Below are 12,063 nucleotides of genomic sequence, written 5' to 3'. Positions count from 1 at the left end.
GAAATTTTAGTCTATTAACAATTAATATTTATTAATGACCGGTAAGAGTGGTTTATGAAAATTATTTATGTTTAGATAGGTGAAAAATTAAATCAAAATTATACTGTTTTGACATCAACTAACTGTCATTAAGGTGAATTATGCTATGTGTTAACGGAGTAAACCTTTACTATCTAAAAACGGGTAAAGGTGAGCCTTTGATGCTGTTGCACGGTAATGGTGAAGATCATCAAGTTTTTTTACCACTCATCGCCAAATTAACATCACATTATACTATTTATGCAGTGGATAGTCGTAATCATGGACGCAGTGATAAGACTGATGTTTATGATTATAACGTTATGGCTGATGATGTTGAGGCGTTAATTAACAAATTACATCTTAAATCCGTTAATATTATAGGTTTTAGTGATGGCGCCATTATTGCATTATTGTTAGCTTTACGCGGTAAAGAAATGATTAAAAAAATGGCATTATTGGGGGTGAATTTAAAACCATCTGATTTTACGCAACAAAGCTATCAATACGTACTACAGCACTATGAACAAACAAACGATCCATTATTTAAAATGATGCTTGAACAACCTAATATCGAAGTAAGTTCGTTAACGAAAATTACGATCCCAACTTTAATTATTGGTGCAGAAAATGATATTTATAATCCTGCAATGTTTGTTGAAGTTGCTGACAATATACCTAACTCGCAATTGAAAATTATGACAAACCATGATCATGGTAGCTATATCATTAATAATGATATGTTATATCCTGATTTGGTTAAATTTTTTGAAATAGATTAAGATCTCATTAGTTAAAATAGAAGATTGGACGTTTTAAAAAATAGTAAGTCAATGTTTACTTGAATAAAACTAGTCAATATCGAATAATGACTAGTTATTTTTGTTACAAAATATGTTGAAAGGTATAATCTTTAAAACACATCTTACAAGATTAAGAATATTGCTTAATTTTGTATTATCGCAGTAAGCAAGCTTGAATTTTATCAACTTCTTTGTTTAATGCATCAATAACTAAGTTTGGATGCGCGCTTTCAAGTGTTTTTACGTTTTCAAAACCGTCATTGGCCACTGAACCAGTAAATTGCTGGGCTTGTTTAATATTACTAAACAGATAACGGATATCATTTTGATTGCGCGTTGTTGTCAGGGTATAACTAACAAAATACTTAATATAATATTCGTAGTCTGTAACTGCGTTAGCGACAACACTATTTCCTTCAACTAATTTAATTGTATCACCACCACTGACTGTGACGGCCTGTTGTTGAACTGGCATGTTATAGTATGACCACCAACGTGAACCAAAATAGTTATCACTGGTTAATACCACAGGGCTATTATCAAGTTCTTGAGCTATACACAGTGCTAAAGAGGAGTGAAGGGCAGTAATAGGGCGTGAGGTAGTATATTTATTCACTATATCAACACCAGATGAATTTTGACCGATTTCTACACCTTGCGTTTGATAAATTGACATCATCTTTTGAGATGTACACCCTGTTAGCATCGTAAATATTGTCACAATACCAATTAACTTTTTCATACCACACCCTTATTAGAATTAACTGATTAATTCTAGCTGGTTATACATAGATTTGCTAGTGTTTCTATGGTTTGAAAAACGAATAAAATGATAATCTATAAACTAGATGGAGGGCTAATTTTTACTAATTAAGTCTTCAAAGGCAACAGTATGTATTACTAAATTAAGAGAGAAGTTTGACCTTCTCTCATCTGGTTAATTTAATCTTTTTTACCACGTATTTTTCGTGATAATTTTTTAAAGCCATGGGTAAATTTTTTAATTGCCATTGCTAAAACAGGGACTTTGATTTTGATATTGAAGCGTTCTTTTAATTCAATAGCATCATTCGCTTTCGTTAACCAAATAAAACCAGAATTAGTTAAATCAATCGCTTTAATTTTGCCGTCAGGTGTTAAAATAAAATTTCCACCATGTACGTCATTAGAGACTAAATTATAACTGTGTAATTTTTCAATACAGTCTTTTATTTGATCGCCATACTGCTCCATTTCTTCCCATTTTAATGAGCGGCCTTCAATAAAATTGAAAATCATATAATGGCGCTGTGTTTTTTTGTCAAAAGCAACCAAATAAAGCTCATAAGCAATATCACATTTATCTAATGATATTTTTGCCAACTTTCGAATAAGGTTGAAATAAAAATCGCCCGTAATTTTGGCAATAAGCTTACGCTCTAAACGATGTTCGATCCCACCATCAATTTTAAAGATAAATTTGCTTTGATTGTGATTGATCAAATAAGTATATCGCTCTAGTTTATCACTGGGGTCGAGGAGTTCGCGATGCCCTTCTTCTGCCAGAAATTGGTCAAAAAGGTCTAAATAATTAATTTCATCATTATCAACATAAGCGAATTTCATATCGCCACGTTCAACTTCAATAATTTTTGCAAAGTTATTCAAATTTTAACGCCTCAAAATATATAACATGGGGACTATCTAGAACAGTAAGTTAAATAAAGTAAAAGAAGTAGTAATCTTACCTAAGTGCCTATTCTAACAAAATTCACGCAAATAGGCACATGCATATAATGAATTAATAATGATAAACTATAAAAGATAAATAAATTTATCACGTTGAGATAACTATGAATAGTAAATCAATTATGTGGTTTTTATATATTATTAGAACCGCTAAACAATCATTGTATACCGGTATCACAACCGATACGAGCCGACGTTTACATCAACACCAAATAGGTAAGGGCGCAAAGTATTTAAAAGGTCATCAAGCGCTTGCCATTGTGTATCAAGTTTGTGTTGGTGATAGATCAACGGCTTTAAGGCTTGAGTATCGTATTAAACAACTTTCCAAACCCAAAAAAGAGCAATTAGTTCAACTACAACCTAATTTAGAGGTGCTATTAAAGGTGTTAGGACTTTAACACTTTCAATTTGCCCGTTTTTATTAATTTAAGCTTGGCTGTTTTATTTATCTCACTGATAGCAATTGAATTGCGGGTGATTGGATAGCAGTAATTTGCTGTCTAAATGTTGCTAATTGTTGAAGCCAAAAATCCTCATCTGTTATCCATGTAAACGCTGGTGGAAAAGCGGGATCTTGCCATCGCATTATAATCCAAGCTAGATGATGCACCATACGCATTGCTCTTAAAGGCTCGATTAATTTAAGCTGTGCAGTGTCGAAATCAAAAAATTCTTGATAGATTTCAACTAAGGTATCTAATTGTAGCCGTTGTTCTTGCGTGGTTCCATAAAGTAGCATCCACATATCTTGAATTGCTGGTCCGTTTCGCGCATCATCAAAATCAACAAACATAGCATTATCACGCCATAAAATATTACCAGGATGACAATCGGCGTGAATACGAATAGGTTGCCAATCGTTATGCCAATGCTGTTCGATGGTTTGGGTTAATGTAGACAACGTTTCATTAAGTTCTAATCGTACTTTATTGGGGACTAAATTACTTGATAATAGGATTTCTTTCGGGTGATATAAATACTCGTCTAATCCGATAGTTGGACGATGTAAAAACCGTTGTTTTGCGCCAATTTGATGAATCCGTGCAAGTAAGGAGGCAACCGATTCCATTTGGTTAATATTATCCAGTTCATATTGCCGACCACCCTCGCTAGGAAAAACAGCAAACAAATAGTTCTGATTTTCATGTAATGTACAGCCATTGAGTGTTAATGGTGCAATAGCTGGAATTTCTGCGTCAACTAGTTGCTTAGTAAATTCATGCTCTTCAAGGATCTGCTGCCGATTCCAACGATTGGGTCGATAAAACTTTACTACATAGCGAGCACGTTGTTCATCCATAAATTGGTAGACGCGATTTTCGTAACTATTGAGTGCTGTTAAGCCTGAGTCAACCTCAATACCAATAGTTGCCAAACTATCGATGATCAATTCCGGTGATAATGATTGAAATGAAAAATCTAATTGACTCATCAAATGGTTTCCTTACTGTTGATTAAACCATTGATCTAGTTTTTGCTTTAATGCATCTAATCCAATTCGTTTAGGTGATGAAAAAGGCGCAACAGTAATATCACCTTGAAAAGGTAGGATTGCCTCTTTAACCATATTGACTTGTTTTTTTAACGCGCCAGACGCAAGCTTATCGGCTTTAGTTAGCAATAACATCACCGGAATTTCAACCGATACAGCCCAATCAATCATCTGTTGATCGAGATCTTTAAGTGGATGTCTGATATCCATCAGTATGACTAACCCTTTAAGGCTTTCTCGTTTTTGTAGATATTCACCCAGTGATTTTTGCCATTTTCGTTTTATTGCTTCAGGCACTTGTGCATAACCATAGCCTGGTAAATCGACCAAACGACAATTTTCTTCTACTTCAAAAAGATTAATTAATTGGGTTCTGCCTGGTGTTTTACTGGTTCTGGCTAACGTTTTTTGATTAGTTAGCGTGTTGAGCGCACTGGATTTACCTGCGTTAGATCTACCGGCAAAAGCAACTTCAACGCCACTATCACTTGGTAGGTGTGATATATCTGGCGCACTTAGAATAAAGTGTGTTTTTGCGTAATTTAAAGGGCGAATATCGGTCATAACAAAGTATCCTTTAAGTGCATTAACGGCACCTAATTGATTAAAATGCCGTTACTGTATAGAAAAACTTAAGCGTTGACAACCTTTTCGACGGCTTTAGCAAAGCGCATCATGCCTTCTTGTATTTCATTTTCAGAGATGATTAGTGAAGGTGTAAATCTTAGTACATTGGTGCCCGCATTTAAAATCATAACGTTAAATTCTGTTGCAACATTAAGAAACTCTCTTGCTTTATCATGAAATTGCGGTTGAAGTTCGGCGCCTAATAATAAACCTTTGCCGCGATATTCTCGAAACACTTTAAATTGATCATTAATCTCTTCTAGTTTTTCAATAAATATTGCTCTTCGCTGTTGAACGCCTTCTAGGACTTCTGGCGAGTTAATAATATCAAAAGCCTCACAACCTACCGCGCAAGCTAAAGGATTACCACCATAAGTAGTACCATGCACTCCAGGATGCATTACCGAGGCAATTTCATTAGTAGTCAGCATTGCGCTAATAGGGAATCCACCACCTAATGCTTTAGCCGAAGTCAATATATCCGGTGTTATTCCATATTGTTGATAGGTAAATAAGCTACCCGTACGTCCCATGCCGCATTGTACTTCGTCAAAAATTAACAGTGCGTTATATTGGTCACAAAGCTCACGCACACCTTGCAAAAATTCTGGTGTTGCGGAAGTTAATCCACCTTCGCCTTGTACCGGTTCTAATACTACTGCACAAGTATGGTCATCAATTATTGCTTTTACTGCATCTAGATTGTTAAAAGGAACATGAACAATATCGGCCGGTTTTGGCCCAAAACCGTCGGAATATTTCGCTTGCCCACCAACAGATACAGTAAAAAAAGTACGACCATGAAAAGATTGATAAAATGCGATGATTTTTGTTTTATAAGGGCTGTATTTTTCAGTGGCATAGTATCGTGCAAGTTTAAATGCTGCTTCATTGGCTTCAGCCCCTGAATTAGCAAAAAACACACGATCTGCAAACGTGTTATCAATTAGTTTTTGCGCAAGAGTCAAGGCCGGTTCATTAGTAAAAACATTACTAACATGCCATAATTTCTCGCTTTGTTCTTGTAATGCTTTAATTAATCTTGGATGGCAATGACCAAGGGCATTAACAGCTATGCCACCAGCAAAATCAATGTAATCTTCACCATTTTGATCCCAAACACGACTGCCTTGACCTTTAACCGGAATAAATTGAGCTGGTGCATAAACAGGTAAAATAACTTTATCAAATAATTCTCGAGTGATTTTGGTGTTCATCATTTTATCCTTATATTTTATCCAAATTGTTACATCTATTTTATGTGATTTAAATGTTTAGTAAAGTAAATAATTATTCATTATATTTGAATTAAAATTCATTTTTAAAGCATGTAAACGAAATTGATTAAGGCAACAATTTTATTGTTTTTATCGTACCATTTTCGGGTATAATCGTTAGCCAAATGATAATTGTCTCTCAATAGGAACTAAGATGAGCCGTGTTATTTATTGTCATTATTTAAAAAAAGACGCAGAAGGTTTAGACTTTCAACTGTATCCAGGTGAACTAGGTAAACGAATTTATAATGAAATCTCTAAAAGTGCTTGGCAAGAATGGCTAAAAAAACAGACTATGTTAATTAATGAAAACAAATATAATATGATGAATCCTGAACACCGTAAAAAAATCGAAAGTGAGATGGTAAAATTTTTATTTGAAGGTGAAGATATTGTCATTGACGGATACAAACCTAAAAACTGAGAACTCAAATGAAAAACAAAATAAAAATTATTTCATTATTTGTGACAGTGAGCCTTTTAAGTGGTTGTCCTAGTAAAAATTCCAATAAAATTGACGAAGATTATTATGTAAAAGATACCAATGCTTTTAATATTTTAATTGGTCAATATGCAAATAATATTGAACAAATATGGGGGCCTAAAGAGGTGCTTATAGCAGGCCCTAAAGATTATGTGCAATACGAGGATAATTTACAAACTCGAGTGCATATTAATTTTGTTTCTGGTGTCATTACCATTGAGACGTTATCCAGTTCTCCTCTCGACAATTTGAAAGAAGCTATCGTTTCAACACTATTAATGCCTGAACCTGTTGATATTATACGTAAAGATAAAATTAGCCAGGATTTATCAAAAGAACCTTTTTTATATAACCAAGTTCTTGACCAAGAACGCCAGCCCATTCGTTGGAGTGCACGAGCTAATAGTTTTGCTGATTATGTGTTAGCGAATAATTTAAAACAGCGTAAATCTGGTTCTCATTTAATTACTTATGTTGAAATCAAACTTGTGCCTAACCACATTAATCAACGTGCTAAAAAGTTCTTACCACTTGTAACTGAGGCATCGAATCGTTATTTTATTGATGAACGATTAATTTTAGCGATTATGGAAGTTGAATCGGCATTTAACCCGTACGCAGTAAGTCGAACCGACGCATTAGGTCTTATGCAAGTTCAGCAACATACAGCAGGTCGTGACATTTTTAAATTAAAAGGTAAGTCAGGCGAACCGAGCCGTAAGTTTTTGCTCGATCCTCGTAATAATGTTGATATGGGCACAGCCTATCTATCTTTATTAAAGACTAAATATTTAGCAGGCATTAATAACCCAATTTCTTTAAGATATGCCATGATTACTTCTTATAATGGTGGAGCAGGAAGTGTATTGCGTACGTTTTCTAACGACCGTAACGAAGCCATTAACATTATTAATTCTATGACTCCACAGCAAGTTTATCGAAAATTAGTGACTTCGCACGTTTCTCAAGAATCCCGAAATTACTTAATAAAAGTGAGTCGAATTTTAGATAATAAATAAGCGACTAGTAGAGTGAAAACGCTTCATTTGCAGAATTAGTAATGAAGCGAAAACGATATATTTCAAATAATCACAACAAATTTGTAAAAATAGTTTGGACGTGAATCTATCGATTATTTTAAAAATTTTAAACGGTATTATAACAGTTTATCTTATAAAAATATTTATATTGATGCTAAAAAAATGAATTTAATTAATTAGATATTTTAAATTTTTTTGGATAACCTTAGATGAATTTTTTATAGTAAAAGTAATTTCTTTAACAAATAATGATTTTTTGTTATAAAATTTTTTAATAAAAAAAACGTGATCTGCTTCAAATTTTGAGTATACTATGGCTCTCATAAAACCCTAGTTTTTTTGAGGATGTTAGTTTGAGTACAGATAAACTCGTGGATTCGTTTTCCCCCGCGCAAATGACCCAAATCGCTGAAGACATCGGCAATTACAAAGTAAATAAACACCCTTGTAGCACGCTTCTTTCTGCCATTATTGCAGGTGTTTTTATTTCTATTGCATTTGTATTTTATATCACTGTGACAACTGGAACCGCTAGCGTTGCTTTTGGTTTAGCAAAATTAGTCGGTGGTATCTGCTTTTCATTAGGATTAATGTTAGTTGTTTGCTGCGGTGCAGATCTTTTTACTTCAACAGTATTAACTATTTTACCTAAAATGACTCACAAAGTGAGTTGGCTAAAAATGCTACGCAATTGGATTTTTGTCTATATTGGTAACTTTATTGGTGCTATACTGTTTGTAGCAGTTATTTGGCTTTCAGGTCAATATATGGTAGCTAATGGCTTGTGGGGATTAAACGTTTTACAAACCGCAGATCATAAATTGCACCATACTTTTATTGAAGCAGTATTTTTAGGTTTACTGGCTAATTTAATGGTATGTTTGGCTGCTTGGATGAGTTATGCTGGTCGCAGTTTACTCGACAAGATGTTAGTTATGGTATTACCTGTTGCTATGTTTGTGGCAAGTGGATTTGAACATAGTATTGCAAATATGTTTATGATTCCTATGGGAATTGTAATTAAAAATTTTGCTTCACCGGAGTTTTGGTCTGCTGTTGGATTGTCGGCAGATGCATTTAAAGAATTAACCGTTGAGCATTTTATTATAAATAATTTAATCCCGGTAACAATCGGGAATATTTTAGGTGGATTAGCTGTTGCGCTACCTTATTGGGCTTTATATTTACGTAAGCCACATTGATTTTAAAATATTTACCCTCATTTATATGAGCGGTAAATAACTATTTTTGTAAACCTGAGGTGAAAAACTATGAGTAATTTAAACGAAGTACAAGCAGTCGCTTGGAAAGGATTTAAAGATGGTGATTGGCAAAATAATGTTAATGTCCGCGATTTTATCCAAAAGAACTACACGCCATATGAGGGTGATGAGTCTTTCTTAGCTGGCGCAACAGATGCGACAACTAAGTTATGGGATAAAGTAATGGAAGGCATTAAAATTGAAAATGCTACCCATGCCCCTGTGGATTTTGATACAAGTGTTATTTCGACAATTACTGCTCATGACGCAGGTTATATTGAAAAAGATTTAGAAAAGATTGTTGGTTTACAAACTGAAAAACCATTAAAACGTGCAATTATCCCATTTGGTGGGATTAAAATGATCGAGAATTCATGTAAGGCTTATAACCGTACACTTGATCCTTTAGTCAAAAAAATCTTTACTGAATATCGTAAAACTCATAACCAAGGTGTTTTTGATATTTATACCCCAGATATCTTACGTTGTCGTAAATCAGGTGTTATCACTGGTCTTCCAGATGCTTATGGTCGTGGTCGTATCATTGGGGATTACCGTCGTGTTGCACTTTACGGTATTGACTACTTAATGCAAGACAAATTTGCACAGTTTAACTCATTACAAGCTGATTTTGAAAATGGTGTTGACTTAGCAATGACTATGCAACGTCGTGAAGAAATTGCAGAGCAACATCGTGCACTTGGTCAAATTAAAGAAATGGCCGCTAAATATGGTTACGATATTTCTGGGCCAGCTAAAACAGCTCAAGAAGCGGTACAATGGACTTACTTTGGTTATTTAGCAGCAGTTAAATCACAAAATGGTGCTGCGATGTCTCTTGGTCGTACTTCTACATTCTTTGATATCTATTTCCAACGTGACCTTGAAGCCGGCTTAATCACTGAAAAAGACGCGCAAGAAATTGTTGACCATTTCGTTATGAAATTACGTATGGTTCGATTCTTACGTACGCCTGAATATGATGAATTATTCTCTGGTGACCCAATTTGGGCAACTGAATCTATCGCTGGTATGGGTGTAGACGGTCGTACTTTAGTGACTAAAACTTCGTTCCGTTTCTTAAATACACTTTACACTATGGGTCCATCACCAGAACCAAACATGACAATTCTTTGGTCTGAACAATTACCAAGTGGATTTAAAGAGTTTGCATCAAAAGTATCTATTGATACTTCATCATTACAATATGAAAATGATGACTTAATGCGCCCTGACTTTAACAACGATGACTATGCTATCGCATGTTGTGTAAGCCCAATGATCGTTGGTAAACAAATGCAGTTCTTTGGTGCACGTGCAAACCTTGCTAAAACTCTTCTATACGCAATCAATGGTGGTGTGGATGAGAAACTTAAAATGCAAGTAGGTCCAAAAGAAGCGCCAATTACTGACGAATATCTTGATTTCGATAAAGTTTTTGCTCGTTTAGACCACTTTATGGATTGGTTAGCAAAACAATATGTAACTGCATTAAATGCTATTCACTATATGCACGACAAATATAGCTATGAAGCATCATTAATGGCATTACACGATCGTGATATTATTCGTACTATGGCATGTGGTATTGCAGGTCTATCTGTTGCTGCTGACTCACTGTCTGCGATTAAATATGCGAAAGTTAAAACGATTCGTGATGAAGATGGTCTTGCTGTGGACTTTGAAATCGAAGGTGAATACCCTCAATTTGGTAACAATGATCCACGTGTAGATGATATCGCAGTTGATTTAGTTGAACGTTTCATGAAGAAAATTCAAAAACTTAAAACTTATCGTAATGCAATTCCTACACAATCAGTGTTAACTATTACTTCTAACGTTGTTTATGGTAAGAAAACTGGTAATACACCTGATGGTCGTCGTGCTGGTGCTCCATTTGGTCCAGGTGCTAACCCAATGCACGGTCGTGACCAAAAAGGTGCGGTTGCTTCATTAACATCTGTTGCTAAACTTCCATTTGCTTATGCTAAAGATGGTATTTCGTATACTTTCTCTATCGTTCCAAATGCGTTAGGTAAAGATGATAGTGCACGTAAACGTAACTTAGCAGGCTTAATGGATGGTTACTTCCACCATGAAGCAACTATTGAAGGCGGTCAACATCTTAATGTGAACGTACTTAACCGTGAAACATTATTAGATGCGATGGATCATCCTGAAAAATATCCACAATTAACTATTCGTGTTTCTGGATATGCAGTGCGTTTCAATTCATTAACTAAAGAGCAACAAAAAGACGTAATTTCACGTACTTTTACACAATCAATGTAATTTAGTTAATTGATGATTTGCATTAAATAGCGTCCAATTTGGGCGCTATTTTTTTGCCAATTGAATTATTGGTTATCCACTTATAGAAATGTTGCTAATAGATAGGATAAATTTAATACTTGTTAGTATTTATTTTGTATAATTGCAACAAATAAGAGTATATTCAATTAATGTAATTGGTAAAAAATAACATTATATGAGTTAAAATACTTAAATAAATATAAAAGCAATGTGAGTAATTATTAGAGAACATTTATGGAACAAGATATTATTATGACAACAAAACAACCGATTAAAGGTCGTATCCATTCTTTTGAATCTTTCGGTACAGTTGATGGACCGGGAATTCGCTTCATTGTTTTTTTTCAAGGTTGTTTAATGCGTTGCTTATACTGTCATAACCGCGATACTTGGGATTTAAAAGCGGGCAAGGAAGTGACAGTTGATGAGTTAATGAAAGAGATAGTTTCTTATAAAAGCTTTATTATGCCTAATGGTGGTGGGGTTACCGCATCAGGTGGAGAGGCGACATTACAGTCTGAATTTATTACTGAGTGGTTTAAAGCTTGCCATAAAGAGGGCATTAATACTTGTTTAGATACCAATGGTTATGCTAGACAGATCGATCATACTCTAGAAGAGTTAATGGACGTGACTGATCTGGTTATGCTTGATTTGAAACAGTTGAATGATGAGATACATCAAAAGTTAGTTGGTGTATCAAATAAACGTGTATTAGAGTTCGCCAAATACTTACAAAAAATTAATAAAAAAACTTGGATTCGATATGTTGTTGTTCCAGGTTGGACAGATGATGATGACTCAGCACATTTGTTAGGTAAATTTATTCAAGGCATGAGTAATATCGAACGAGTAGAGTTATTACCTTATCATAAACTTGGTGCTTACAAATGGGAAACGTTTGGTGATAAGTATCAATTGGAAGGCGTTGAAGCCCCACCAAGGGAAACACTTGATAGGATTCAATCTATTATAGAAAGCTATGGTCAACCCGTGACATTTAGTAAGTAACATCA

At 34.5% G+C, this 12,063-nt stretch carries 12 protein-coding genes; 7 read left to right on the top strand and 5 right to left on the bottom strand.

Annotation, left to right across the window (positions count from 1 at the left end; genetic code table 11):
- The first annotated feature begins 140 nt into the window (after positions 1 to 140).
- Positions 141 to 800: an alpha/beta fold hydrolase gene (locus J3U56_RS03905; protein ID WP_267366785.1), complete on the top strand. Its 660-nt coding sequence runs from the start codon at positions 141 to 143 to the stop codon at positions 798 to 800.
- 175 nt (positions 801 to 975) lie between these two features.
- On the opposite strand, the gene J3U56_RS03900 is transcribed toward J3U56_RS03905, so the two are convergent.
- Both J3U56_RS03900 and J3U56_RS03895 read right to left on the bottom strand, forming a co-directional pair.
- The gene (locus tag J3U56_RS03900; protein ID WP_267343947.1) at positions 976 to 1,563 is read right to left on the bottom strand and encodes a hypothetical protein; all 588 of its coding nucleotides are present in this window, start codon (positions 1,561 to 1,563) and stop codon (positions 976 to 978) included.
- Between the two features lie 200 nt (positions 1,564 to 1,763).
- Complete coding sequence (locus tag J3U56_RS03895) at positions 1,764 to 2,468, bottom strand: lipopolysaccharide core heptose(II) kinase RfaY (RefSeq protein WP_065633857.1); 705 nt, start codon at positions 2,466 to 2,468, stop codon at positions 1,764 to 1,766.
- A 185-nt stretch (positions 2,469 to 2,653) separates the two neighbouring features.
- On the opposite strand from J3U56_RS03895, the gene J3U56_RS03890 reads away from it, so the two are divergent.
- On the top strand, positions 2,654 to 2,950 hold the full coding sequence (locus J3U56_RS03890) for a GIY-YIG nuclease family protein (RefSeq protein ID WP_267366783.1): 297 nt from the start codon (positions 2,654 to 2,656) through the stop codon (positions 2,948 to 2,950).
- A gap of 47 nt (positions 2,951 to 2,997) precedes the next feature.
- Here the strand turns inward: J3U56_RS03890 and J3U56_RS03885 are convergent, their stop codons facing one another.
- From J3U56_RS03885 to argD, 3 genes are all read right to left on the bottom strand, one after another.
- Positions 2,998 to 3,984: a serine/threonine protein kinase gene (locus tag J3U56_RS03885; protein ID WP_267366780.1), complete on the bottom strand. Its 987-nt coding sequence runs from the start codon at positions 3,982 to 3,984 to the stop codon at positions 2,998 to 3,000.
- 12 nt (positions 3,985 to 3,996) lie between these two features.
- A complete protein-coding gene (gene yihA, locus J3U56_RS03880; RefSeq protein ID WP_065798425.1) occupies positions 3,997 to 4,608 on the bottom strand; it encodes a ribosome biogenesis GTP-binding protein YihA/YsxC in 612 nt (203 codons plus the stop codon).
- Positions 4,609 to 4,676: 68 nt separating this feature from the next.
- The gene (gene argD / locus J3U56_RS03875; protein ID WP_267333648.1) at positions 4,677 to 5,888 is read right to left on the bottom strand and encodes a bifunctional acetylornithine/succinyldiaminopimelate transaminase; all 1,212 of its coding nucleotides are present in this window, start codon (positions 5,886 to 5,888) and stop codon (positions 4,677 to 4,679) included.
- 214 nt (positions 5,889 to 6,102) lie between these two features.
- Between argD and J3U56_RS03870 the strand changes: the two genes are divergently transcribed.
- The 5 genes from J3U56_RS03870 (at position 6,103) to pflA (ending at position 12,058) form a co-directional block, all read left to right on the top strand.
- Positions 6,103 to 6,372, top strand: a complete 270-nt coding sequence (locus tag J3U56_RS03870; RefSeq protein ID WP_267333529.1) for an oxidative damage protection protein — start codon at positions 6,103 to 6,105, stop codon at positions 6,370 to 6,372.
- Between the two features lie 8 nt (positions 6,373 to 6,380).
- Positions 6,381 to 7,451 carry a membrane-bound lytic murein transglycosylase MltC gene (gene mltC, locus J3U56_RS03865; RefSeq protein ID WP_267333528.1) on the top strand — a complete coding sequence of 357 codons (1,071 nt, stop codon included), beginning with the start codon at positions 6,381 to 6,383 and terminating at the stop codon, positions 7,449 to 7,451.
- 374 nt (positions 7,452 to 7,825) lie between these two features.
- Positions 7,826 to 8,674 carry a formate transporter FocA gene (gene focA / locus J3U56_RS03860; protein WP_267333527.1) on the top strand — a complete coding sequence of 283 codons (849 nt, stop codon included), beginning with the start codon at positions 7,826 to 7,828 and terminating at the stop codon, positions 8,672 to 8,674.
- A 69-nt stretch (positions 8,675 to 8,743) separates the two neighbouring features.
- A complete protein-coding gene (pflB, locus tag J3U56_RS03855) occupies positions 8,744 to 11,026 on the top strand; it encodes a formate C-acetyltransferase (protein ID WP_267343943.1) in 2,283 nt (760 codons plus the stop codon).
- Between the two features lie 255 nt (positions 11,027 to 11,281).
- Positions 11,282 to 12,058: a pyruvate formate lyase 1-activating protein gene (gene pflA / locus J3U56_RS03850; protein WP_267333525.1), complete on the top strand. Its 777-nt coding sequence runs from the start codon at positions 11,282 to 11,284 to the stop codon at positions 12,056 to 12,058.
- Positions 12,059 to 12,063: the final 5 nt, after the last annotated feature.

The organism is Gilliamella sp. B2824, assembly GCF_026536245.1.
Taxonomy (GTDB): domain Bacteria; phylum Pseudomonadota; class Gammaproteobacteria; order Enterobacterales; family Orbaceae; genus Gilliamella.
Note: the sequence above shows the minus strand (reverse complement) of the source record. Positions and strands in the feature narration are given on the sequence as shown.

Excerpts from the sequence above, each read along its gene's own strand:
- pflB (WP_267343943.1), top strand. The coding sequence starts at position 8,744 with ATGAGTAATTTAAACGAAGTACAAGCAGTCGCTTGGAAAGGATTTAAA.
- pflA (WP_267333525.1), top strand. The coding sequence starts at position 11,282 with ATGGAACAAGATATTATTATGACAACAAAACAACCGATTAAAGGTCGT.
- J3U56_RS03870 (WP_267333529.1), top strand. The coding sequence starts at position 6,103 with ATGAGCCGTGTTATTTATTGTCATTATTTAAAAAAAGACGCAGAAGGT.
- J3U56_RS03885 (WP_267366780.1), bottom strand. The coding sequence starts at position 3,984 with ATGAGTCAATTAGATTTTTCATTTCAATCATTATCACCGGAATTGATC.
- yihA (WP_065798425.1), bottom strand. The coding sequence starts at position 4,608 with ATGACCGATATTCGCCCTTTAAATTACGCAAAAACACACTTTATTCTA.
- mltC (WP_267333528.1), top strand. The coding sequence starts at position 6,381 with ATGAAAAACAAAATAAAAATTATTTCATTATTTGTGACAGTGAGCCTT.
- J3U56_RS03900 (WP_267343947.1), bottom strand. The coding sequence starts at position 1,563 with ATGAAAAAGTTAATTGGTATTGTGACAATATTTACGATGCTAACAGGG.
- J3U56_RS03890 (WP_267366783.1), top strand. The coding sequence starts at position 2,654 with ATGAATAGTAAATCAATTATGTGGTTTTTATATATTATTAGAACCGCT.
- argD (WP_267333648.1), bottom strand. The coding sequence starts at position 5,888 with ATGAACACCAAAATCACTCGAGAATTATTTGATAAAGTTATTTTACCT.
- J3U56_RS03905 (WP_267366785.1), top strand. The coding sequence starts at position 141 with ATGCTATGTGTTAACGGAGTAAACCTTTACTATCTAAAAACGGGTAAA.